This is a genomic window from Terribium retamae, assembly GCF_022347545.1.
In the GTDB taxonomy this organism is placed as follows: domain Bacteria; phylum Pseudomonadota; class Alphaproteobacteria; order Rhizobiales; family Rhizobiaceae; genus Mesorhizobium; species Mesorhizobium retamae.
On record NZ_JAKREW010000013.1, the window covers coordinates 53,667 to 76,875 of the forward strand.

Annotated in this window: 26 protein-coding genes and 1 riboswitch; of the genes, 7 read left to right on the forward strand and 19 right to left on the reverse strand. The window is 61.0% G+C overall.

Annotation, left to right across the window (positions count from 1 at the left end; translation table 11 throughout):
* Window positions 1-3: 3 nt before the first annotated feature.
* From L4923_RS14880 to coxB, 8 genes are all read right to left on the reverse strand, one after another.
* The gene (locus L4923_RS14880; protein ID WP_239366362.1) at window positions 4-759 is read right to left on the reverse strand and encodes an SURF1 family protein; all 756 of its coding nucleotides are present in this window, start codon (window positions 757-759) and stop codon (window positions 4-6) included.
* Entirely contained in the window at window positions 756-1,142 is a 387-nt protein-coding gene (locus L4923_RS14885; RefSeq protein ID WP_239366364.1) for a DUF983 domain-containing protein, read from the reverse strand. The genes L4923_RS14880 and L4923_RS14885 overlap by 4 nt, the downstream gene beginning before the upstream one ends.
* Window positions 1,143-1,245: 103 nt before the next feature.
* On the reverse strand, window positions 1,246-2,133 hold the full coding sequence (locus L4923_RS14890) for a cytochrome c oxidase subunit 3 (protein ID WP_239366366.1): 888 nt from the start codon (window positions 2,131-2,133) through the stop codon (window positions 1,246-1,248).
* A gap of 1 nt (window position 2,134) precedes the next feature.
* Window positions 2,135-2,761: a cytochrome c oxidase assembly protein gene (locus tag L4923_RS14895; RefSeq protein ID WP_239366367.1), complete on the reverse strand. Its 627-nt coding sequence runs from the start codon at window positions 2,759-2,761 to the stop codon at window positions 2,135-2,137.
* 7 nt (window positions 2,762-2,768) lie between these two features.
* Entirely contained in the window at window positions 2,769-2,930 is a 162-nt protein-coding gene (locus tag L4923_RS14900; RefSeq protein ID WP_239366533.1) for a hypothetical protein, read from the reverse strand.
* A 5-nt stretch (window positions 2,931-2,935) separates the two neighbouring features.
* The gene (locus L4923_RS14905) at window positions 2,936-3,880 is read right to left on the reverse strand and encodes a heme o synthase (protein ID WP_239366368.1); all 945 of its coding nucleotides are present in this window, start codon (window positions 3,878-3,880) and stop codon (window positions 2,936-2,938) included.
* 76 nt (window positions 3,881-3,956) lie between these two features.
* A complete protein-coding gene (gene ctaD, locus L4923_RS14910) occupies window positions 3,957-5,606 on the reverse strand; it encodes a cytochrome c oxidase subunit I (RefSeq protein WP_239366369.1) in 1,650 nt (549 codons plus the stop codon).
* Window positions 5,607-5,644: 38 nt separating this feature from the next.
* A complete protein-coding gene (coxB, locus tag L4923_RS14915) occupies window positions 5,645-6,511 on the reverse strand; it encodes a cytochrome c oxidase subunit II (protein ID WP_239366370.1) in 867 nt (288 codons plus the stop codon).
* Window positions 6,512-6,871: 360 nt separating this feature from the next.
* On the opposite strand from coxB, the gene L4923_RS14920 reads away from it, so the two are divergent.
* The 3 genes from L4923_RS14920 (at window position 6,872) to L4923_RS14930 (ending at window position 9,621) form a co-directional block, all read left to right on the forward strand.
* Window positions 6,872-7,393 carry an invasion associated locus B family protein gene (locus L4923_RS14920; RefSeq protein WP_239366371.1) on the forward strand — a complete coding sequence of 174 codons (522 nt, stop codon included), beginning with the start codon at window positions 6,872-6,874 and terminating at the stop codon, window positions 7,391-7,393.
* Between the two features lie 83 nt (window positions 7,394-7,476).
* Window positions 7,477-8,889, forward strand: coding sequence for a metalloprotease TldD (gene tldD / locus L4923_RS14925; RefSeq protein ID WP_239366373.1), 1,413 nt, complete (start codon window positions 7,477-7,479; stop codon window positions 8,887-8,889).
* A 24-nt stretch (window positions 8,890-8,913) separates the two neighbouring features.
* Entirely contained in the window at window positions 8,914-9,621 is a 708-nt protein-coding gene (locus L4923_RS14930) for an NAD-dependent deacylase (RefSeq protein ID WP_239366375.1), read from the forward strand.
* A gap of 9 nt (window positions 9,622-9,630) precedes the next feature.
* Here L4923_RS14930 and L4923_RS14935 read toward each other — a convergent pair whose 3' ends face one another.
* The 6 genes from L4923_RS14935 to L4923_RS14960 form a co-directional block, all read right to left on the reverse strand.
* Complete coding sequence (locus L4923_RS14935; protein ID WP_239366377.1) at window positions 9,631-10,872, reverse strand: class I SAM-dependent RNA methyltransferase; 1,242 nt, start codon at window positions 10,870-10,872, stop codon at window positions 9,631-9,633.
* Window positions 10,869-11,633, reverse strand: coding sequence for a TlyA family RNA methyltransferase (locus tag L4923_RS14940; protein WP_239366379.1), 765 nt, complete (start codon window positions 11,631-11,633; stop codon window positions 10,869-10,871). Before L4923_RS14940 ends, L4923_RS14935 begins: the two co-directional genes overlap by 4 nt.
* A 66-nt stretch (window positions 11,634-11,699) precedes the next feature.
* A complete protein-coding gene (locus tag L4923_RS14945) occupies window positions 11,700-11,957 on the reverse strand; it encodes a hypothetical protein (RefSeq protein ID WP_239366381.1) in 258 nt (85 codons plus the stop codon).
* A 182-nt stretch (window positions 11,958-12,139) separates the two neighbouring features.
* Window positions 12,140-14,053: a 1-deoxy-D-xylulose-5-phosphate synthase gene (gene dxs, locus L4923_RS14950; protein WP_239366383.1), complete on the reverse strand. Its 1,914-nt coding sequence runs from the start codon at window positions 14,051-14,053 to the stop codon at window positions 12,140-12,142.
* Window positions 14,054-14,144: 91 nt separating this feature from the next.
* The gene (locus L4923_RS14955) at window positions 14,145-15,065 is read right to left on the reverse strand and encodes a pirin family protein (protein ID WP_239366385.1); all 921 of its coding nucleotides are present in this window, start codon (window positions 15,063-15,065) and stop codon (window positions 14,145-14,147) included.
* A gap of 123 nt (window positions 15,066-15,188) precedes the next feature.
* Window positions 15,189-15,560: an MAPEG family protein gene (locus L4923_RS14960; RefSeq protein ID WP_239366387.1), complete on the reverse strand. Its 372-nt coding sequence runs from the start codon at window positions 15,558-15,560 to the stop codon at window positions 15,189-15,191.
* 83 nt (window positions 15,561-15,643) lie between these two features.
* Between L4923_RS14960 and L4923_RS14965 the strand changes: the two genes are divergently transcribed.
* Window positions 15,644-16,036, forward strand: coding sequence for a winged helix-turn-helix transcriptional regulator (locus L4923_RS14965; RefSeq protein WP_239366389.1), 393 nt, complete (start codon window positions 15,644-15,646; stop codon window positions 16,034-16,036).
* A gap of 38 nt (window positions 16,037-16,074) precedes the next feature.
* On the opposite strand, the gene L4923_RS14970 is transcribed toward L4923_RS14965, so the two are convergent.
* The 3 genes from L4923_RS14970 to L4923_RS14980 all read right to left on the reverse strand — a co-directional run bounded on the left by L4923_RS14970 (window position 16,075) and on the right by L4923_RS14980 (window position 17,604).
* A complete protein-coding gene (locus tag L4923_RS14970) occupies window positions 16,075-16,359 on the reverse strand; it encodes a DUF2277 domain-containing protein (RefSeq protein WP_239366391.1) in 285 nt (94 codons plus the stop codon).
* A gap of 63 nt (window positions 16,360-16,422) precedes the next feature.
* Window positions 16,423-16,674, reverse strand: a complete 252-nt coding sequence (locus L4923_RS14975; RefSeq protein ID WP_239366392.1) for an exodeoxyribonuclease VII small subunit — start codon at window positions 16,672-16,674, stop codon at window positions 16,423-16,425.
* A gap of 3 nt (window positions 16,675-16,677) precedes the next feature.
* Window positions 16,678-17,604, reverse strand: a complete 927-nt coding sequence (locus L4923_RS14980; RefSeq protein WP_239366394.1) for a histone deacetylase family protein — start codon at window positions 17,602-17,604, stop codon at window positions 16,678-16,680.
* Window positions 17,605-17,716: 112 nt separating this feature from the next.
* Window positions 17,717-17,900, forward strand: a riboswitch (cobalamin riboswitch).
* 44 nt (window positions 17,901-17,944) lie between these two features.
* Here L4923_RS14980 and bluB point away from each other — a divergent pair.
* Complete coding sequence (gene bluB, locus L4923_RS14985; protein ID WP_239366395.1) at window positions 17,945-18,667, forward strand: 5,6-dimethylbenzimidazole synthase; 723 nt, start codon at window positions 17,945-17,947, stop codon at window positions 18,665-18,667.
* 2 nt (window positions 18,668-18,669) lie between these two features.
* Here the strand turns inward: bluB and L4923_RS14990 are convergent, their stop codons facing one another.
* The gene (locus L4923_RS14990; RefSeq protein ID WP_239366396.1) at window positions 18,670-19,281 is read right to left on the reverse strand and encodes a TetR/AcrR family transcriptional regulator; all 612 of its coding nucleotides are present in this window, start codon (window positions 19,279-19,281) and stop codon (window positions 18,670-18,672) included.
* 155 nt (window positions 19,282-19,436) lie between these two features.
* Here L4923_RS14990 and L4923_RS14995 point away from each other — a divergent pair, with 155 nt between their 5' ends.
* The gene (locus tag L4923_RS14995; RefSeq protein WP_239366397.1) at window positions 19,437-20,657 is read left to right on the forward strand and encodes an MFS transporter; all 1,221 of its coding nucleotides are present in this window, start codon (window positions 19,437-19,439) and stop codon (window positions 20,655-20,657) included.
* A 107-nt stretch (window positions 20,658-20,764) separates the two neighbouring features.
* On the forward strand, window positions 20,765-21,973 hold the full coding sequence (locus tag L4923_RS15000; RefSeq protein ID WP_239366398.1) for an MFS transporter: 1,209 nt from the start codon (window positions 20,765-20,767) through the stop codon (window positions 21,971-21,973).
* A 52-nt stretch (window positions 21,974-22,025) separates the two neighbouring features.
* Here L4923_RS15000 and ribB read toward each other — a convergent pair whose 3' ends face one another.
* Window positions 22,026-23,129, reverse strand: coding sequence for a 3,4-dihydroxy-2-butanone-4-phosphate synthase (gene ribB, locus L4923_RS15005; RefSeq protein ID WP_239366399.1), 1,104 nt, complete (start codon window positions 23,127-23,129; stop codon window positions 22,026-22,028).
* Window positions 23,130-23,209: the final 80 nt, after the last annotated feature.

The window sequence follows — 23,209 nt, forward strand, 5'->3', positions numbered from 1 at the left end:
CCGTCAGCCGTTCTTTCGGCCTTTCAACAGCCAGACGGCCATCACGCCGACGAGAGCAGCCGCCAGGCCATACCAGGTCACCGCATATTGCAGATGATTGTTAGGCAGATCGACCATCGTGGTACCGCCGATCGGCAATCCGCCGGGATTGGCCGAGTTGTCTGCATCGACGAAGAAGGGCAGCACGACGGCCCCGGCCGGCAATCCGGCCGTTGTTGCCATGGCGTCGCGATCCTTCCAATAGAAGATGTTCTTGGCGATGTCGTTGTCCGGAACCATCATCGATGGTTTGCCCGGCAACGGATTGCGGGCGAGCCCGGTGACTCTGACGTCGCCCGAAATTTCGCCCTGCACACGCGTGGCCGGATCTTTCAGCTCGTAAGGCACGAAACCACGATTGACGAAGACGAACCGACCGTCGGCGAGCTTCAGCGGGGTATACACGCTGTAACCCGTCTTTCCGTTCCAGGTGGTGAAAAAGTGGCGCTCGCCCTGGTGCAGGAAAGAGCCGTTCAGCGTCACCGGCATATAGTCGATATCGCCGGTCGCGGAGAACTGCTTTTCGACGTCGGGCAACGCTACAGGGGCGGCATTCATGCGCCTGTCGATCGTCTCGATCAGCCCTTCCTTCCAGGCCAACCGTTCCACTTGCCAGGTGCCGAGACCGATCAGGATGACAAAGGCGACAAGACCGAGACCGAGCGCCAACGTCTTGCGCGGCCCACCGCGGCGGACCACCTGGTCGGACGCCTGCGTCATCGCGGCTGATCCAGCCTGCCTTCAGCGGCCTTGTTGCGGTATTGCAGGGTGAGAAGGACGCCCTTGATGAGCCGCAATGCCGAGAGGCACAGGACCAATGCCAAGGGGACCCACAGCAGAAAATGCACCCACAGCGGCGGCCCGAAAGTGACCTCAAGCCAAAGCGCCAGACCGACGACGATAAAGCCGATGATCAGGATGACGAAGACAGCCGGCCCGTCGCCGGCATCGGCGTAGGAATAGTCGAGGCCGCAATTGTAGCAGCGCTTGCCCACTGTCAGGAACCCGGAGAAAAGGCGCCCTTCTCCGCAACGCGGGCAACACCCCTTCAGGCCCGCCTGGATCGGATCGACAGGCGGCCAGATTGCCTTGTCTTCGTTCATGCTCGCCTTTTAGAGACTTTCGGCAACGAATTGAATGCTTAGCCTAAAGAAAGGGGCGGCTACGTTGCCGCAGCCGCCCCTTTGAACCCTATGTCGAAATCGCTCAGTGGCCCTCGATGACTGCGCCGGCCGAGCCCCAGATATAGATCGAGGCGAACAGGAACAGCCAGACCACGTCAACGAAGTGCCAGTACCAGGCGGCGGCCTCGAAGCCGAAATGCTGCTTCGGCGTGAAATCACCCTTCATTGCGCGGATCAGGCAGACGAGCAGGAAGATGGTGCCGATGATGACGTGGAAACCATGGAAGCCCGTCGCCATGAAGAAGGTAGCGCCATAGATGGAGTCCTTGAAGCCGAACGGAGCGTGGATGTACTCGTAGGCTTGGACCATCGTGAACAGGATGCCGAGACCAACCGTCAAGACGAGGCCGTTGATCAGGCCCTTGCGGTCACCATGGATCAGCGCATGGTGCGCCCAGGTGACCGTCGTGCCCGACAGGAGCAGGATGATCGTGTTGTAGAGCGGCAGGTGGAAGGGATCGAGCACTTCCATGCCCTTCGGCGGCCACACGCCACCGGTGAAGGTGGCACGCGCAGCCTGCACAGCCTCATTGGGGAACAGGCTGGCGTCGAAATAGGCCCAGAACCAGGCAACGAAGAACATCACCTCCGAGGCGATGAACATGATCATGCCGTAGCGCAGATGCAGCGACACCACCTTTGTGTGATGGCCTTCATGCGCTTCCTTGATCGTGTCGGACCACCAGCCATACATGGTGTAGAGCACGATGATCAGGCCGATCAAAAGCACCCAGAAATGCGATTTGGCAACGTCGATGCCAAACAAGTGAAACGGCGAGCCCTTCAGGTACTGCATGTAGAAGACGCCACCGAACGCCATGACCAAGGCGCCGACAGATCCCAGGAAGGGCCACGGGCTCGGGTCGATTATGTGGTAGTCGTGGTTTGGTTTGGCGTGTCCGTCTGCCATGTCATCCCCCGAGATTTTCGGTATTGGAAATTGCCTTGCCGCCTTCCTGGTTTTCCATGGCCGCGACCGGCTTGTTCTTGTCGGCCAGGAACATGGTGTAGGAAAGCGTGATGGTCTTGATGTTCTTCAACTCCGGAACATCGAGGATGTCCGGGTCGACATAGAAGACGATCGGCATGTCGACCGTCTCGCCAGCCTTGAGCGTCTGATTGGTGAAACAGAAACATTCCACCTTGTTGAAGTAGGCGCCCGCCAGTTCCGGCTGCACATTGAACGTGGCGCGGCCGGTAGTCGGCGTGCTGAATTTGTTCGTTGCCTTATAGGCGACCTGCTTGGTTTCACCGAGCTTAATGGTGACGTCGCGCTGCAGCGGCTCGAACTCCCAAGGAACGCCGGCCGTGTTGGCGTCGAAGCGAACGGTGATCTCGCGGTCCAGAACCCGATTGGAGTACTGCGTGACGCGCTGCGTGGTCCCGCCATAACCGGTGACCTGGCAGAACATGGCGTAAAGTGGCACCGCCGCATAAGCCATGCCGACCATGGCGGTGAGAAACACCACACAACCACCGGCAACAGCCAGGTTGGTCTTCTGCTTCTTCTGTTCAGCGGCGGTCTTTTCGTGTTCCATCATCACCTCAAATAGGCCGGTTGATGATGGGCGAACCGAACTTCACGATCGTCGCCACATAAAAGATGATGACAAGCACAGCGAGCGCCACGGCGATCGCGACGGACCGGCTGCGGCGGGCTTTCTTCTGACGCTCGGTGAGCGTGACCAGTTCGAGCTTCTCGTTCATCGCATTCATGCCCCACCCAGAACCAGAACGCGGGCAACAACGCTATCAGCAAGATAAGCGGCGAAGATGGCGAACAGATAAAGCAGCGAATAGCCGAACAGCGCCTTGGCAGGCTTCATGACGCGATCGCTGTCGGGCATGCGCAGCACTGCCCAGGAATACCAGACAAAGCTGACACCCAGAAGCGTGGCCGGCACGCCATAGACTGCCGAGGTGTAGCCAAGGATCCATGGCAACACGCCGATCGGTGCCAGAATGACGGCGTAGGCAAAGATCTGGCGGCGCGTGGAAGCCTCGCCTGCAACGTTCGGCATCATAGGGATGCCGGCGCGCTCGTAGTCGCCCGACTTGAACAATGCCAGCGCCCAGAAATGCGGCGGCGTCCAAAGGAATATGATGAGGAAGAGGATGACGCTTTCCAGGCTGATCGCGCCTGTGGCCGCTGCCCAGCCGATAACCGGCGGGAACGCACCGGCCGCACCGCCGATGACGATGTTCTGCGGCGTCCAGCGCTTCAGCCACATCGTGTAGATAACGGCATAGAAGAAGATGGTGAAGGCCAGCAGCGCAGCCGAGAGCCAGTTGACCAGCACGCCGAGCGTCATCACCGACAGTGCCGACAAGACCAGACCGAAGCTCAGCGCCTCTCCAGGCAAGACACGGCCGGACGGAACCGGGCGGCTCGCGGTGCGGGTCATGACGGCATCGATATCGGCGTCGTACCACATGTTGAGCGCGCCCGACGCGCCGGCGCCGATGGCAATCGCCAGGATGGCAATGACCGCGATCAACGGGTTGATGGTGACGGGGGCCGCCACCAGGCCGACAAAAGCAGTGAACACCACCAGCGACATCACACGTGGCTTGAGCAGCGCGAAGTAGTCGCCCGCTGTCGCTTCCGACATGCGGGAGCCCACTTGCTCCATGTGTGAATTGTCGACCAGGGCCATTGCGTACTTGAAGTCCACTCATTCCGTTTGGCCAAAACCGCCGGCCCAGCCGGCGGTTTCGAACTTTGAATCTGCCTTACTTAACCTTGGGCAGCTGTTCCCACTGATGGTAGGGCGGCGGCGAAGGCAACTGCCATTCCAGCGTGGTGGCACCCTCGCCCCACGGATTGGCACCGGCAACGCGCTTCTTCCGGAACGCCTCGAAGACGCCATAGAGGAAAATCAGAACGCTGATGCCGGAGATATAGGAACCGACCGAGGAAACATAGTTCCAGCCGGCGAAGGCATCCGGATAATCGATATAGCGGCGCGGCATGCCCGACAGACCCAGGAAGTGCTGCGGGAAAAACACCAGGTTCACGCCGATGAACATGATCCAGAAATGGGCGCGCGCGATGAACGGCGAATACATGTAACCGGTCATCTTCGGGAACCAGTAGTACCAGCCGGCAAAGATCGCAAAGACCGCGCCGAGCGACAGCACGTAGTGGAAGTGCGCGACGACGTAATAGGTATCCTGCAACGAACGATCGAGGCCGGCATTGGCGAGCTGGACGCCGGTGACACCACCGACCGTGAACAGGAAGATGAAGCCTACTGCCCAAAGCATCGGGGTGCGGAAGGAGATCGAGCCGCCCCACATGGTGGCGATCCACGAGAAGATCTTGATGCCGGTCGGCACCGCGATGACCATCGTGGCGAATACGAAGTAGCGCTGTGCGTTGAGCGAAATACCGGTGGTGTACATGTGGTGCGCCCACACGACGAAGCCGACGGCGCCAATCGCGACCATGGCATATGCCATTCCGAGGTAGCCGAACACCGGCTTGCGCGAGAAGGTCGCGATGATGTGGCTGACGATGCCGAAACCCGGCAGGATCAGGATGTACACTTCAGGGTGACCGAAGAACCAGAACAGATGCTGGAACAGGATCGGATCGCCGCCATTTTCCGGCACGAAGAAGGAGGTGCCGAAGTTGCGGTCGGTCAGCAGCATGGTGATGGCGCCAGCCAGAACCGGCAGCGAAAGCAGCAGCAGGAAGGCGGTGACCAGAACCGACCAGGCAAAGAGCGGCATCTTGTGCAGCGTCATGCCCGGTGCGCGCATGTTGAAGATGGTGGTGATGAAGTTGATGGCGCCGAGGATCGAGGACGCACCGGCGATGTGGATCGACAAGATCGCCAGATCCATCGCTGGCCCAGGCTGACCGGAGGTCGACATCGGCGGGTAGATCGTCCAGCCGCCACCGACACCATAGGCGCCGGGCGCACTTGGCACGAACATCGAGGTGAGCAGCAGGATGAAGGCCGGCGGCAGCAGCCAGAAGGAGATGTTGTTCATGCGCGGGAACGCCATGTCCGGCGCACCGATCATGATCGGCACCATCCAATTGGCGAAACCGCCAATCAGCGCCGGCATGACCATGAAGAAGATCATGATCAGCGCATGCGCCGTGGTGAATGCATTGAACATCGACTTGCCGGCGTCGAGCGCAGCGTCACCGTTCACGCCATAGACCATGGACGCGAGACCAGGGAAAATCTGGATTCCCGGCTCAGCCAACTCCCAGCGCATCATGATCGACAGGAAGCCACCGATGATGCCGGCCATGATCGCGAAGATCAGGTAAAGCGTACCGATGTCCTTGTGGTTGGTCGAGTTGACCCAGCGGACCCAGCCCCTAGGCTTATGGTCGTGATCGTCGTGAGCCGCTGCGTGCGCCATGTTCCGCTCCGTTCCCTATCCTTGTTTCGACCGCGGCATCAGTTGCCGGCGGACGCAACCTTGTTGGTACCATCGACCTCAGCCATCAGCGCCTTGTTGGCGCCCGGCAGGTCGGCCTTGGCCGCAGCCAGCCAAGTTTCATATTGCTTTTCCGATACGACGCGCACCGCAATCGGCATGAAGGCATGGTCCTTGCCGCAAAGCTCCGAGCACTGGCCGTAGTAGAGACCTTCCTTCTCGGCCTTGAACCAGGTCTCGTTGATACGACCCGGGACGGCATCGACCTTGATACCGAAAGCCGGCACCGCATAAGCGTGAATCACGTCGGCGCCGGTGACCAGGACACGCACGACGACACCGACGGGCACGACCATCTCATTGTCGACCGCCAGGAGACGCGGATATTTGGCCTTGTCTTCCTTGCCGAGACCCGCACGGTCACCATCGGCAAGGATAGCCGAGTTAAAGGAGAGCGGCTGCTCGACCTGATATTCGTAGTCCCAGTTCCATTGGTTGCCTGTCGCCTTGACCGTGAGCTTGGGCTCTTCCGGAGGGCTGTACTGGGCGGTGAGAAGCTGGAAGGACGGCACCGCAATGGCAAGCAGGATCAGGACCGGCCCGAGCGTCCAGGCGACTTCGATCAGCGTGTTGTGGCTGGTCTTGGACGGCGTCGGATTGACGCTCGCGCGATACTTCAGAATGCACCACGCCAGAAGGAAGAGAACGAACAGCGTGATCGGCACGATGAACCACAGCGTATAACGCTCGAACCAGGTGATTTGGCTCATGATGGCAGTCGCGGCCGGTTGGAACGTCATTTCCCATGGCTGCGGTTGCGCGGCCTGGGCGACAGACCCGGCGAAAACCATCGATGCGGCACCAGCGCCAGCAAGAAACTTCTTCATCGCCCTCTTCATCTCCCAGTCCCCGTCCTGCGTGGCAGGAATACGATATAACGCCGGGACAGGGAATCCCGGACGGTCCAGATTGGTTCAAACCATACTCTCTTTCCCGCCGCAAGAAAGGAGCGGTCAAAACCATGCGGCATTTTTGCGCGCGCCTTGATTGATCGCAGCCGCATGCACAGGCAGCACCACAATCAAGTTGCTGTTGCGTAGCCGTGACAGAGACAATCGTAGCAAATTGCGCTATTTGCGCTGGAAAATCGTATTGTTGCCGCACTTGAAAGGGATTGCGCGTGGCCCTCACGCTTTTCCTCAGCAGTGGCGGGGCTTAAAGTGGCGTGATTCGGGAATGGAGCCGACATGAACTCTTGGGTTTCGAGAACCTTGGCGAAGGTCATCTTTCTCGCCGCCCTTGCGGGTGCCGGGCAGGCGGTGGCGGCTGCACAGCAACCGAGCGGGAATGTGAAATCCACCCATGGCGCATGGTCGGTCATCTGCGACACGCCGGCCGGCGCCACGTCCGAACAATGCGTGATGATGCAGAATGTCGTTGCCGAGGATCGTCCCGAGATGGGTCTTTCGGTCGTCGTGCTGCGAACCGCCGACAACAAGGCCGAGATCCTGCGTGTTTTGGCTCCGCTCGGCGTCCTGCTTCCCAATGGCCTTGGCCTCAATGTCGACGGCAAGGATATCGGCCGCGCCTATTTCGTTCGCTGCTTCCAGGACGGCTGTTATGCCGAGGTGATCCTGGAAAAGCCGCTGCTTGAGACGTTGAAGAACGGCAAGGCCGCCACCTTCATTGTCTTCCAGACCCCGGAAGAAGGCATTGGCATTCCGGTCGACCTCAAGGGCTTCGCGGACGGCTTCAACGCCCTGCCTTGATCCCTTAGCGTCACGGTCGCGCATTGCCGAATGGCGTCACGGCGCCTACATCGGGATCAACAGTTCATTCAAGGATGCGCGCCATGAGCAGCCTCATCAGCCGTTTCGACATTTCCGAAGAGCGGATCAAGAAGATCGTCGCCGATACCATCAAGGGTGCCGACGACGGTGAGCTCTTCCTCGAATACAGCGAAAGCGAAGCGCTGATGTTCGACAATGGCCGGCTGAAGACGGCCAATTTCAACACGGACCAGGGTTTTGGACTGCGTGTCGTCGCCGGCGAGGCAAGCGGCTATGCGCATGCCGGCGACCTGTCGGAGGCGGCGTTGCAACGCGCCGCCGGTGCCGTCGCCACGGTAAAGGCCGGTTATTCGGGCACGCTGGCCGATGCGCCGCCGCGCACAAACCGCCGTCTTTACGGTGACGAGAACCCGATCCCCTCACCCGGCTTCGAGGCCAAGGCCAAACTTCTGCAGGAGATCGATGCCTGGACGCGTGCGGAGGATCCACGCGTGCGGCAGGTAACCGCGTCGCTTGCCGCGTCCTGGCAGCAGGTCGAGATCCTGCGTGCCGACGGCCAATTGGTACGGGACATCCGGCCACTGGTCCGGCTCAACATCTCGGTCATGGTCGGCGAGGGTGAGCGGCAGGAGACCGGCTCCTACGGCATGGGGGGGCGCACCGGCTTCGGCGAATTCCTGGTCGAGCACAGCTGGAAATACGCCGCCAAGGAGGCACTGCGCCAGGCACTGGTCAACCTGGAAGCCATACCCGCACCGGCCGGCACCTTCGACATCGTGTTGTCCAGCGGCTGGCCGGGCGTCATGCTGCACGAAGCAGTCGGCCACGGACTGGAAGGCGATTTCAATCGTAAGAAGACATCGGCCTTCGCAGGCCTTCTTGGCCAGCAGGTCGCGGCCAAGGGCGTGACTGTCGTCGACGACGGCACCATCGCTGAACGTCGCGGCTCGCTGACCGTCGATGACGAAGGCACCCCAACCAACCGCACCGTGCTCATCGAGGACGGCAAACTGGTCGGCTACATGCAGGATCGTCAAAACGCTCGGCTGATGGGCATGGCCGCCACCGGCAACGGCCGCCGCGAATCCTATGCACACCAGCCGATGCCGCGTATGACCAACACATACATGACCGCCGGCGACCACACGCCGGAGGAGATCATCGCATCGGTGAAAAAGGGCATCTACGCCGTTTCCTTCGGCGGTGGTCAGGTCGATATCACTTCAGGCAAATTCGTGTTCGGTTGCACCGAGGCCTATCTGATCGAAGATGGCAAAGTCACGCAGCCGATCAAGGGCGCCATGCTGATCGGCAACGGGCCGGATGCGATGCACCGCGTCACCATGGTCGGCAACGATATGAAGCTAGACACCGGCATCGGCATGTGCGGCAAGGCCGGCCAGGGTGTGCCCGTCGGCGTTGGCCAGCCGCATCTGCGCATGAACCAGATGACGGTCGGCGGCACGCAGGTCTAGCCGCCTGCAAACAGCCATTCGACCATGTCGGCATACAAATCCATCGTCCTGCTTACCGGTGCCGGCGTTTCGGCAGAATCCGGCGTGGACACGTTCCGCGACAAGGACGGCATCTGGTCGAAGGTCGACTATCGCGATGTGGCAACGCCGGAAGGCTTCATCCGCGATGCCGCAAGGGTGCATGAATTCTACAACCAGCGTCGGCGTGACATGGCCAAGGTGAAACCAAATGCCGCTCATGCCGCGCTGGCACGGCTGGAGCGCGAGTTTTCCGGCTCCGTAACATTGGTCACGCAGAACATAGACGACCTGCACGAACGAGCCGGTTCAACCAACCTCATCCACATGCATGGGGAACTCGGCAAGACGCTGTGCCAGGCCTGCGAGCGACGTTCGCCCTGGTCAAAGGACATGTCCGCGCTTTCGCAGTGTCCTGCCTGTGGCGCGGTCGGCTATCTGCGTCCCGACGTCGTCTGGTTTGGCGAGATGCCCTACCGGATGGACCATATCTATGCCGCGCTGGCGGAATGCGACCTGTTCGTCTCGATCGGCACCAGCGGCAATGTCTATCCGGCGGCCGGTTTTGTCGAAGAAGCACGCCTCAATGGCGCACATACGGTCGAACTCAACCTCGAACCCTCCGACGGCCACAGCAGCTTCGACGAGGCCGTGCTTGGCAGGGCCACCGAAATCGTTCCCGCCTTCGTCGAAAAAGCTCTGGCTGGGCGCTGACAGACAGTTTCAGCGCCGTTTGCGCGGCTTTTCCAGCAACGACACCGTCTCGACATGGGGCGACCAAAGGAACTGGTCGATCGGCGTCACGCTCTTCAGCTGATATCCACCGTCGATCAGGATTCGCAGGTCGCGCGCCAGCGTTACGGGATTGCACGAAACGGCGGCGATGTAAGGCACGTCCGAGCGTGCGATCTGTTTGGACTGATCCTCGGCGCCGGCGCGCGGGGGGTCGAACACCACGGCGTCGAATGCGGCCAGTTCCTTGAAGGTCAGCGGCCTGCGATCGAGGTCGCGGCGTTCGATCGTCACGCGCTTCAGGCCATTGGCAAAACGAAAGCCACGATCGAGTGCTGCGAGCGCCGGCCCATCATTCTCCACCGCATGAACCTCCGCATTGGCTGCGAGCCTCAACGCAAAGGTTCCGCACCCCGAATAGAGGTCAGCGACCCTTTTCGCCTTGCGCACATGCTCCGTCACAAGAGCCGCCATTGCGTTCTCCGCCTCGGCCACGGCCTGCACGAAGGCTCCCGGCGGGGGCGTGACGGTTGCCGTGCCGAAAACGAGTGTCGGCTTGACCGCCTCGACGATGATCTCGCCATCGATGGAAAGCCTGGCGATCCCGGACTTGATGACAAAGTCCGTGGCGGCACGACGGATCGCTTCGGTGGGCTTGCCGCAATCGGCAGCGGCGACGTCCAGGCCCGACGCCGTCGCTGTGACCAGGAACCGGAACGGCTTCGACGTGTTGGCGACGATGCTGGCAAGGTGCCGCAAAACACCGGCCGATCCAATAATGGTCGGCAGCAGCACCGGGCACTCCTCGATATCGACGAGGATGTTGGAGAACGCCTGATTGTAGCCGAGATGCAATCCCGTGTCGGTGTTGCGCGCCGTAAAGGCGGCTCTGCGGCGGCTGTGCGGAGGACAGGTAACGAGATCGGCCACCTGGGCGTCGATGCCCCTCGCTTTCAGCGCATGAACCACAAGGCTGCGCTTCCAGGCACGATAGGCTTGGTCTTCGAGATGTTGAATGGCGCAACCGCCGCACTCGGTGAAATGCCTGCAGGCAGGCTTGACGCGTTCCGGCGAAGGCTCAAGCACGGCAAGCAATTGTGCCCTGTCCTTTTCACGCGCGGCAGTCACAACTTCGCCTGGCAGCGCAAAGGGGATGAAGAGATGACCGCCATCGACATCGGCGACACCGTCACCCTGCGCACCGAGCCGGGCGATCTGAAAACGCGTGCTCATCGATCTTTCACTCCGGCCAGCAGGAATTCGCGGTTGCCGTCGCCACCCTCGATCGGTGACGGATGGAAGCCTAGCGCGCGCCAACCTGGAAGTTCGTCCAGCCAACGATGCAGATCAGCGGCGACGGCTTCAGCCCCAGCGGGATTCTTGAGCAGCCCACCCTTGCCGATTGCTTCTCGACCGGCCTCGAATTGCGGCTTGACCAGCAGCAGGGCATGCGCGCCAGCCTTCGCCAGAGCCAGAGCCGGCGGCAGCGCCAGCTTCAGCGAGATGAAGGAAACATCGGAGACGATGAAATCCGGCAGGCGGCCATTAAGCCTCGCGGCCGAAAGGTCGCGCGCATTCAGCCCCTCAATGGAGGTCACGCGCTGATCGCCTTCAACCGAGGCATGCATCTGGCCATGGCCAACGTCGATGGCGGTCACATGGGCCGCGCCACGTTCGAGCAGCACCTGCGTGAAGCCTCCTGTAGAAGCGCCGATGTCGAGCGCCTCCGCTCCTGATGGATCGAGCCCGAAATGGTCGAGCCCGGCCGTCAACTTCAACGCAGCGCGTGAGACATAATTGCGTGCCGGATCGTCCACCACCAGTTCGACACCAGAAGGGACGTTCTGGCCGGGCTTCGTCACCACTGTTCCGTCGACCGAGACGGTGCCGCGCTCGACCGCATCGCGGGCGCGCGAGCGGCTGGCAAACAGGCCCCGCGCAACGAGCAGGTCGTCGAGCCGCTGGCGCTGAGTGGCTGGCTGGTGAGAACGCATTCGCCTTCATTGGCGAAAGCCACGCGCGAAGGCAAGCCGGGAAGACGGAGCCTCGAAAGCCGGATCCTAGAAAAGCTGGCTGGCCGATGGCCGCTCGATAGCCGGCACCAGGCCATCGGCAGGCGCCCGGCGTGGCGCAGGCGCTTCCTGCACCACAATCATTTGCGGCACCTGGTTGAAGGCGAAGCCGCCGCGCAATGTTCCAATATTGGCTGCCACGATGTCGATGGCCGCCTGTTCGAGAACGCGGTCATATTGCGGTTCAGCCGCCGCCGGCTCAATCAGCAAAAGCGTGCCGACCGCGCCTAATAGAAGCGCTCTCATTCTTGTTCTCCCTGCCTCGGTTTTTCCTAGCAGGGCGCCGTTGAAAAAGGGGCAAGAGAGAGGGTAAGCGAAGCGCCAAAAAGCAATCTGAACAACAAGTTAATCTGGATTGCCGAGAAAGAGATTCCACGCGATGAGACGGTGATTCAAGGCGCTCACAAACAGAATCAAGTTCCGGACATTCAGGCGCGCTGCGCGCTCGCGACATGGCCGAGAGCCGCAAACACCGTCCGGACGATGCCCGTCGCATCGAGCCCGGCATCGGCGTACATCTTTTCCGGCTTGGCATGGTCTGTGAACGCATCCGGCAGCACCAGCGGGCGAACCTTGAGACCGCTTTCCAGCAGACCCTCATGAGCAAGGAAATGCAGAACCTGCGCGGCGAAGCCGCCAATGGCGCCCTCCTCCACCGTCACCAGGATCTGATGCGAACGGGCCAGGCGCCGGATGAGATCTTCATCGAGCGGCTTGGCAAAACGCGCATCCGCGACGGTCGTCGAAAGGCCGGCAGCACTGAGTTCATCCGCAGCTGCAAGGCAATCCTGCAGACGCGTGCCGAAGGACAGCAATCCTACCTTGGTGCCCTCGCGCACGATACGACCCTTGCCGATCTCGAGCGGCGAACCACGCTCGGGCATATCGATGCCGACGCCGTTGCCACGCGGATAACGGAAGGAGATCGGACCCTCGTCATATTCGGCGGCGGTACGCACCATATGACGCAGTTCCACCTCATCGCTTGCCGCCATGACAACAAAGTCGGGCAGTGAGGCGAGGAAGGTGGTGTCGAATGCGCCGCAATGCGTCGCGCCATCTGCGCCGACATAGCCGGCGCGGTCGATCGGAAACCGCACGGGCAGCTTCTGGATAGCGACGTCGTGCACGACCTGATCGTAGGCGCGCTGCAGGAAGGTGGAGTAGATCGCAGCGAACGGCTTGTAACCTTCGGTGGCGAGGCCCGCTGCAAAGGTGACCGCATGCTGTTCGGCAATGCCGACATCGAAAGTGCGGTTCGGGAAAACTTCTCCGAACAGGTCGAGCCCGGTGCCGGTCGGCATGGCTGCGGTGACGGCTACGATCTTGTCGTCTTCACACGCTTCGCGGATCAGGCTTTCGGCAAAGACATTGGTGTAGGTGGGCGCATTGGCCGGAGCTTTCGCCTGCGCGCCAGTGATGACGTCGAAGCGATTAACGCCATGATATTTGTCGGCAGCTGCCTCGGCGGGCGCGTAACCCTTGCCCTTCTGCGTCACGACATGAATGAGAACAGGCCCCTTGCCGTTGTCGCGGACATTCTTCAGCACGGGGATGAGATGCTCGAGATTGTGTCCGTCGATCGGGCCGATATGGAAGAAGCCAAGTTCCTCGAACAGCGTACCGCCGGTGACGTAGCCGCGCGCATGCTCGACAGCGCGAGTGATGGCACGGTCCGCACGCTTGCCGAGATAGGACGTCAGCTTTTTGCCGAAATCGCGGAGGCCAAGATAGGCCTTGCCCGAGCCGAGCCGAGCCAGATAGGCGCTCATCGCGCCGGTCGGCGGCGCTATCGACATGTCGTTGTCGTTCAGGATGACAATGAGGCGCGCATCGAGTGCACCGGCATTGTTCAACGCCTCGAACGCCATGCCGGCCGACATGGCGCCGTCGCCGATGACAGCGATGACATTGTTCTTGCCGCCGGAAAGGTCGCGCGCCACGGCCATGCCAAGGCCGGCCGATATGGACGTCGAGGAATGGGCAGCACCAAACGGGTCGTATTCACTCTCTGTGCGCTTGGTGAAACCGGAAAGCCCATTCTCCTGCCGCAAGGTACGGATGCGATCGCGCCGGCCGGTGAGGATCTTGTGCGGATAGGCCTGGTGGCCGACATCCCAGATGATCCTGTCGTCCGGCGTGTCGAAAACGTAGTGCAGCGCAACCGTGAGTTCGACAACGCCAAGGCCTGCACCAAGATGCCCGCCGGTCTGCGAGACGGCATCGACCAGTTCGCTGCGCAGCTCTTGCGCCAACTGCGGCAGATCGTTTTCTGAAAGCTTCTTCAGATCCGCGGGAATGCGAACCTTATCGAGAAGCGGCGTTTGCGGTCTGGCGATCAATGGCTGGCCCGTTCGAGCTCGCGTTCAAGACTATTCAAGAAGTCGAATAGGCTTCCGACCAACGAAAGTAAATGTGCCGCAATGACACGTTTCATTTGTCGGGCAAAGGAATGAACTCCTTTTCATCGCCCGGTACGATGTCGAAACGACCTGTCTTCCACTCCTGCTTGGCCTGTTCGATGCGCTCTTTCGACGAGGAAACGAAATTCCACCAGATGTAGCGTGGAGACCCCAGCGAAGCCCCGCCGAACAGCATGAAATGCGCACCCGATTCCGACGAAACGACTATTTCGTCGCCAGGACGAAACACCAGAAGGCGATTTTCGGGGAAACTGTCGCCGGCAATGGAGACGAACCCGTCGAGCACATAGATCGCGCGTTCCTCGGCATCTGCCGCAATACGATACCTTGCACCAGGTGCCAGGCGAATGTCTGCGTACAGCGTATCATGATAGGTGGTCACCGGAGCGCGGCGGCCTTCCAACTCACCGATGATAAGGCGACCCGACACACCGTCGGCACCGAACTCCGGCAGTTCTGCGCTTGCGGTGTTTTCGAAAACGGGCGCCATCTCTTCGTGCCTGTCGGGCAGCGCGATCCATGTCTGCAGGCCGGACATCGACATCGGCGCGCCGCGCATCTCCTCCGGCGTACGCTCGGAATGAACAATGCCACGCCCGGCAGTCATCAAGTTCACGTCGCCCGGTGAAATGACCATCTCGGTACCCAACGAATCGCGATGCCTGATCTTTCCGTCGAACAGATAGGTCACGGTAGAGAGCCCGATATGCGGATGCGGGCGCACGTCCAGCGCCTTGCCGGCCCTCAGAATGGCAGGCCCCATACGGTCAAAGAAGATGAACGGTCCGACCAGCCGGCGCCTGGCAGTGGGCAAGGCTCGACGAACCTCGAAACCGCCGATGTCCTTGGCGTTCGGCACCACCATCAGCTCGATGGCATCGCAAGAAAAGGCATCACCGGGCTCGGGGTCGTTTCCGGGGAAGAAGCTCATCGCACCTGCTCCATCTGCTGATGACTTAGGCGACTGAACTTATACCCGCGCCCTCCCCTGGCAAACCGGCGATACGACGACGATGCGTTCACCGATCAATCGGGTTGACGTTTGGAAACGCGTTCATGTGGACAGGAGCGTGATCGCGCCGACGAGCAACGCGCTATAGGTGCCGACCATTCCGGGCGCACTCAAAGGTGTTCTGGCCGTCATGATGCCAGCAAAGTGTAGAGACCGGCCGGCCACGAGCAGTCCGCCGATCGTCCAAAACAGAACCGTCGGCGCTTGCCGGTACTCGACGACGGCAAGCACGATCAAAGCCAATGGCACATATTCAGTAAAATTGCCCTGTGCCCGAATACGACGCATCAGCGTCGGGTCCTCTCCAAAACCGAGACGCACACCGACCTTTTTGCGGCGCAGGCTGACCGCAATGCTCAAGGCAACCAACGAAAGAGCCGCCAATGCGGCAACGATGGACGTGACCGGAAGCATGTTCCCCCTCCTCCAACGAACATCTTTGCGGAGATAACCATTTTTTACTTGCAAAATGCAAGTTAGAAAATCATGCTGCGTCCATGGTCAAATTCCGCACCGGTTGCCCCATCGCCTCGGCGCTCGACATCGTCGGCGACAAGTGGTCAATCGTGATCATCCGTTCGATGGTGGTAGGCGCAACCAGCTATTCCGATCTTCTGGCGATGCCCGAGAAAATCGCGACGAACATCCTGGCTGAACGGTTGCGGCGTCTGGAGGAGGCGGGCCTCATCAGACAAACGCAGGCAAGACAAGGAGCGACGCGCGGCGTCTATGGCTTGACCGCCAAGGGCGCGGCACTCATTCCCGCTCTCCAGGCGCTCGCACGATGGGGAGAGGACGAGTTGCCGGATCGCTGGACGCCGCCGGAGCGGTTCTACTCTGCCCGGCCAGCAGATTTCGATAACGGCTCGATGGTCACCTCGGCGTCCTGACCGGCAGCGGCCGGGCGATCTGCGCGATCGCGAGCCTGCTAGGCAGTCAGCGGCTTGGGCCCAAACCGCATGGCCGACTTGGCGCGAGCTTTTGCCGCCACCTCCTCGCGATTGCGCGGTGGTTGAGTGGTTTCAAGGGCAACAAGCAGATCATGCGCGGCATGGGCGATAACGTGCACCGCGTGGTCGAACGCTTCCTTGTTTCGCATGGAGGGTTTGTTCGAGCCACTGATCTTGCGCACGAACTGCAGCGCCGCTTCCTGGATTTCAGTATCCGTTGCCGGCGGTTCGAAGTTGAATAACGGCTTGATGTTGCGACACATGGATGTCTCTCCCGTTAATACCTCTTGCGTTGTCCCTTGTTTCCCGTCAGCTGCCTCGCAGCCTCATTCCCCGTCCAGCGGTTCGATGCCGACCGGCTTGCCGTCGCGCGCCAACCTGATCTTCTCGACCTTGTCCTCGGCGGCCTTGAGCAGACGATCGCAATGGGCTTTCAAGGCCTCGCCGCGCTCGTAGATGCGGATCGATTGATCGAGCGGCACGTCGCCGCGCTCGAGATCGTCGACGATCCTCTCCAGCGCATCAAGCGCCTGCTCGAAACTCATCGCCTTGACGTCCTGGTTCGTTTCCTCAGCCATGGCTCATCCTTTCATCAGGCGGCCGACATGCGCTGCGACCGAAAATGCCAATCCGTGCAGGTCGTAGCCGCCTTCCAGCACGCTGACCAGCCTGTTTGAACTATGACGGCGCGCGCGATCCATCAACTGCCCGGTCGCCCAGTCGAAATCGTCCTCGACAAGATTGATCTCAGCCAACGGATCGCGATGGTGCGCATCAAAGCCGGCAGAGATGATGATGAGGTCCGGCGCAAAGGAATCAATCGCCGGCAGAACGCGCGTGTTGAAGGCTTCGCGGAAGATATCGCTGCCTGTCGCCGGTGCCAGTGGCGCGTTGACAATGTTGCCGGCGCCAGTTTCGTTCTTCGCGCCCGTACCCGGGTAGAGCGGCATCTGGTGTGTCGAGCAATAGAGCACCGACGGATCATCCCAGAAGATGTCCTGCGTGCCATTGCCGTGGTGCACGTCCCAGTCAACGATCGCGACACGCTCGGCACCGTGTTTCTCCTGCGCATAGCGGGCGGCGATCGCTGCGGTGTTGAACAGGCAGAAACCCATTGCCGTGGTTTTCTCGGCATGGTGACCCGGCGGGCGCGCGGCCACGAAAACGTTGTCGGCATGGCCGGCGAAGACGTCATCCACAGCAGCATTGGCGGCACCGATGGCGGTCAGCGCCGCCTGCCAGCTTTTCGGGCTCGCCACCGTATCGGAATCGATGACGGCAATGCCGTCTCGCGGGATCGCCCTGCGCACGCGCTCGACGAAATCCCTCGGATGACAGTAGAGAACGGTCTCTTCGTCGCCTATCGGCGCCTCGTGTCGATCGAGGGCGGCAAAGGCCTCGTCATCCAAAACGCGCTCGATCGCCCGCAGCCTGTCCGGCCGCTCCGGATGGGCGGCGGGCGTGATGTGTTCCAGGAAAATCGGATGCGTGTAGAGACGGGTCGTCATGGCGACACCTTATCAGCAATCGGGATGTTGGCCACGCGACAGGAGCAGCCTTTTGGGGAAAAGGCGTCATTCGACGTCGAGATCAGGGCTGCGTCTACTCCCGAACTGGGCTATGTTTACCGCACTGTCAGGTGCCTGTCGCGAGGCGGGAGAATCGGGAACACGGTGAAAATCCGTGGCGTGCCCAACGCTGTAAGGGGGACCGCTCGGCAAGAGCCACTATCCAAACGGATGGGAAGGCGCCGGCAAGCGGGACGAACCCAAGCCAGAAGACCGGCCGGGCAGGAATGGTCATCCGCATGGACGGGCGGATGACGCTATCGATCGCAAGGGAAACGCGATGGACGCCGTCCGCAACCATATCTGCCATGCCTTCGGGGATCTCGAACGCGAAGCCGTCTATGACGCCATCTTCTCGCGCCGCGACGTGCGCAGCCATTTCCGTTCCGACCCGATAGACGACGTCGTGCTTGCCCGCCTGCTCGCGGCCGCGCATCACGCGCCATCCGTGGGTTTCATGCAACCCTGGGACTTCATCGTCATCCGTGACCAGAAACGGCGCGAGGCGGTTCGCGACCTTTTCCTGGCCGCGCGAGCACAGGAACTGCCGCATATCGCAGAGGAACGACAGGCGCTCTACCGCAAGCTCAAGCTGGAGGGCATCTGCGAAAGTGCGCTCAACTTGTGCATCACCTGCGACCGCCAGCGCAGCGAGAACTCGCCACTCGGCCGGTGGCACAACCCGCAGATGGATCTCTTCAGCACAGTGTGCGCGGTGCAGAATTTCTGGCTGGCCGCGCGGGCCGAAGGGATCGGAGTCGGCTGGGTCAGTATCCTCGACGCAGGCTCACTCAAGGATTTGCTCGGCATTCCGGATCACGTCGTGCCGGTCGCCTATCTCTGCGTCGGCCATGTCCGTGAATTCGCCGTCCAGCCTGATCTGGAGCGCAATGGATGGGCTTCACGCCTGCCACTTCGCGACCTTGTCATGAGCGAGAGATATGCCGGTACCGGCGAAGACGCCCTGAAAGCGGCGGCCAGCGCTATCACGGGCAAAAAATGAGGTCAGGCGTCTGCCTTCCCGTCGACCAGCAGGCCTTCCATGAGCGCTCGAAATGCTTTGACCGCCTTTATCGACGTTGCAGCGGGATCGTCGGAATTGGCGACCCACTGCGCCGCATAGAGCGAAGCACCGCTGATCAGCCGCGCCATTGCGTCTGGGTCCATGTCGCGGACAACCCCCTCCTCCTTCAGGGCGGCAAGGTTCCTCGTTAGGGACGAGATACAGTTATTGGCATTGGGCCATAGCGCAGGATCACCGAGTACGGCCGGACCGTCGCGCAGGACGATGCGCTGAATTTCCGGGTCCAAAGCCATTTCGACATAGCCGATGTTTTCGTCGAGGAAACCCTGCCAGCGCGTCTTGGCCCTGGAGGAGATTTTGTTGAGGCGCTCACACATTTCGGTGTCGATCTGGGCGACCACAGCTTCGAACAGCCCCTTCTTGTCACCGAAATGATGATAGAGTGCGCCGCGCGTCAGCCCCGCCTCGGCTGTGAAATCATCCATCGACGCATTCGCATAACCGACCGTCGCGAAAGCGCGGCGCGCAGCTGCAATCAGCTTTGCCCGCGTCTCGGCGATCATTTCGCTGCGAGGTTTGTGCGCTGTCCTCATTGGTTCTTTCCCTTGCCGCTTCGCTTTCACATACGCCGCGTATATTTTTTACATACGCAGCGTATATTAATTGACATACGATCCGTATGCAATTATCTCATTCGCATACGCCACGTATGTAAGTGGCGCACCCTCAAGTTTCCAGGAGTGCTCCCATGCGCAATCCTTACGGTGAAATCTTCAGAGTCCCAGGGGCCAAGGGTTTTGCTGCCGCGGCCTTCTTTGCCCGGCTGCCCATCGCTATGGCCCCCATTGGTATTGTCGCGATGCTCTCGCAGGCCCGCGGCGAATATTGGCTGGCCGGCGCAGTATCGGCCACCTTCGCCTTGACCAACGCTTTTGCTGCCCCCCAGATCTCACGGTGGATCGACCGGTTCGGCCAGACGGCCGTAGCAACCCCCACCACAATCATGTCCGTCATCGCCTTCCTCACCCTGCTCGCAGCCACCCACTATGACTGGCCGAGCTGGTCACTGTTCGTCTCTGCTTTCCTGGCGGCCGCGATGCCCTCCGTACCGGCCATGGTTCGGGCGCGCTGGACAGAAAAATTCCGCGATCGCCCAGAGCTCAACACCGCATTCGCCTTTGAATCGGTTGCCGACGAACTGGTCTATATCGCCGGGGCTTCGCTTTCGGTGGGTCTCAGCGTGGCCCTCTTCCCGGAAGCCGGCATGCTGGCCAGCACAATTCTGCTCGCTTTCGGCATGGCTGCTTTCATCCTGCAGCGATCCAGCGAACCCAAGGTCCGGCAGCCGGAACATGGCAGCAGCGGTTCTGCGATCATGCTGCGCCCCGTCCAGATCATCACTCTGGCGCTCATCTTCGTGGGCTCGATCTTCGCCACTGCCGAGGTAAGCTCGGTTGCCATAACCAAGGAGCTCGGCCAGCCTACCGCAGCCAGCCTGGTCATCGGCGTCTATGCCGCGGGTTCCTTCATCGTCGGCCTCATTGTCGGCGCGCTGAACCTGCAGGCTCCGAAACAGCGCCTGCTCGCTCTTTCAATCGCCGTGGTTGCATTGACAACCTTGCCGCTGCTCGTCGCCAACACCGTGCCTCTGCTGGCGCTCGCAGTCTTCGTCAGCGGCGTGGCGATCTCGCCCACCTTCATCATGGCCTTCGGTCTGATCGAACGCAGGGTGCCCGAAGCCATGCTGACCGAAGGAATCACCTGGGTGATGACCGGCATCGGCATCGGCATGGCCCTGGGCGCCTTCGTCGCAGGCTGGGTGGTCGACAATTACGGTGCACAGAACGGTTTCTGGGTCTCCGTAGCGGCCGGAACGATCGCCTTCGTGATCGTGCTTTTCGGCCAAAAGACGCTCGCCGGAGAAACGGAAAGCGAAATATCGCAAGCTGCTCCACAAGCGGCCGAGTAAAGTCCGCCGAACTTAGGAACAGGCCCCATACAGGACCAACGAGCCGCCTTTCCAGGCGGCTCGACCGTCTTTGAAATCTCAACTATCTCCGACCCTCGGGGACTTTGATGCGCAATCCGTACAGTGAAATTTTCCAGGCGCCCGGCGCCAAGGCATTTTCTGCGGCCGGCTTCGTTGCCCGCTTGCCGCTTTCCATGATCACGCTCGGCATCGTGACGATGCTGTCCGAGACGCATGGCGAATACTGGCTAGCCGGCGCGGTCTCGGCCACCTTCGCCCTGGCAAGCGGCCTGATTGCCCCGCAGGTGTCACGCCTCGTCGACCGGCATGGTCAACGCCGCGTGCTCGTTCCAGCAACGCTGATCTCCGTGTCGGCCCTCATCAGCCTGATGGTGGCTACGCATTTGAAAGCACCTGACTGGACGCTGTTCCTCTTTGCAGTCCTCAGCGGCGCCATGCCAAGCTTCAGTTCCTTCGTGCGGGCGCGCTGGACTGAGCTCTATCGCGGCAGTTCGAAGCTGCATACCGCGTTCGCCTTCGAATCCGTGGTCGACGAAGCCGTCTTCATGGTTGGCCCGATCCTCGCGGTGGGGCTTAGCGTCACCGTCTTCCCGGAAGCCGGACCGCTGACCGCCACGATCTTCCTCACCATCGGCAGCCTGCTGTTTGCGGCGCAGAGATCAACCGAGCCGCCGATCCATGCACAAGAGCGCAGCGGAGGCCGCTCCGTCATTCGTCTTGGCTCGCTGCAGATCATTGTCCTGACCCTGGCATCCATCGGCGCGATCTTCGGCACCGCGGAAGTTGCTGCCGTCGCTTTTGCGGAAGCTCAGGGCAACAAGGCTGCCGCCAGCTTCGCCCTGTCGGCCTATGCGTCGGGCTCGCTCATCGCCGGGCTTGCCTTCGGTGTGCTGAAATTAAACATGCCCCTCGCCCGGCAGTTGCTCATCATGATCGCGCTGGCGGCACTGACCACGTTGCCGCTGCTGATCGTAAGCAATATCCCGATGCTTTGCCTTGTGCTGTTCGTGGCCGGGGTTGCCGTCTCGCCAACCATCATCACCGCGATGGCCCTCGTCGAAAAGCTGGTTCCCTCCTCCAAGCTCACCGAAGGCATGACCTGGGCGATCACCAGCATCGGCATAGGGCTGGCTGCGGGCTCGTCAGCCGCAGGCTGGGTGATCGACACTTATGGGCCGACCAGCGGTTTCCTGGTTTCGATCACCGCCGGTGTGGTCGCCTTCATCGTCGCGCTTGGCGGCCAAGGCAGTCTGCAACGGTCGGTGCTCGGTGCAACTGCATCGGCTACGGCTTAAACAACTTAGCACGAACTAATAAGGCGCCGTGCGGCGCCTTGTTTGTTTCCAGTCATAGAATTTCCGTCTTGGCGATGCGGATGCCGAAGCCTTCCAGGCCGACATAGTGCCGTTCGCGCGAAGCGATCAGGTTGATCGATGAAATGCCGAGATCCTTGAGAATCTGTGCGCCGAGACCGATCTCGCGCCACTCGTTTTCGCGCCGGCGCGCCTCCTCGTGATCCTCGCGGTCGCCACCGGCCTGCCGGTTGCGGCCACCGTGGCTACCGACGCCGGTGGACCCTTCGCGCAGATAGACGATGACGCCGCGCTTGCGCTCGCCGAGCGTCTTCATGATGTCATCGAGAACGGTATGCGTGCCGAAAACATCAGTTGTGACGTCCTCCAGATGCAGGCGCACCGGCACTTCCTCACCGTCGCGGATATCGCCGTAGACGATTGCAAGGTGGTGCATTGCTTCCCAGGGCAGCGAATAGGCAATCGCTGTCGCCTTGCCACCGGGCGTGTCGATGTCGGAGCAGGCTACACGCTCGACCAACGTTTCCTTGCGTTGGCGATAAGCGATGAGATCGGCCACGGAGACCTGCTTCAGCCCATGCTCCTCGGCAAAAGCTGCTACTTCGGGCCCGCGCTTGACGGTGCCATCGTCGTTGACCAATTCGGAAATGACCCCGACCGGCGGCAGTCCGGCCAGCTTGCAGAGATCGACCGCGGCCTCGGTATGGCCGGACCGCATCAACACACCGCCCTCACGCGCAATCAGCGGGAAGATGTGGCCGGGACGCACGAAATCGCTGCCCGCAACATTGCCGTTTGCAAGGTTGCGAACGGTCAAGGTACGGTCCTCGGCGGAAATACCGGTCGTGGTTCCGTGCTTGAAGTCGACGCTGACGGTGAAGGCCGTGGTGTGAGCTGAATCGTTGTCGGCCACCATCGGCGCCAGGTTCAACCGCTTCGCCTCTTCGCGTGGCATCGGCGTGCAGACGATGCCGGACGTGTGGCGGACGATGAAAGCCATTTTCTCCGGCGTGCAATGCACGGCCGCGACGATCAGGTCGCCCTCATTCTCGCGCCCGTCATCATCCATGACGACCACGATCTCCCCGCGCTCGAAGGCGCGCAAGGCTTCGACAATTTTCTTCTGATCGTAAGGCATAGGGCTCTTTCGGTAGCGAATAGTAAATGGCGAGTAGTGAGTAGTGTTTTTTCGCTCTATTCGCTACTCACTACTCGCTA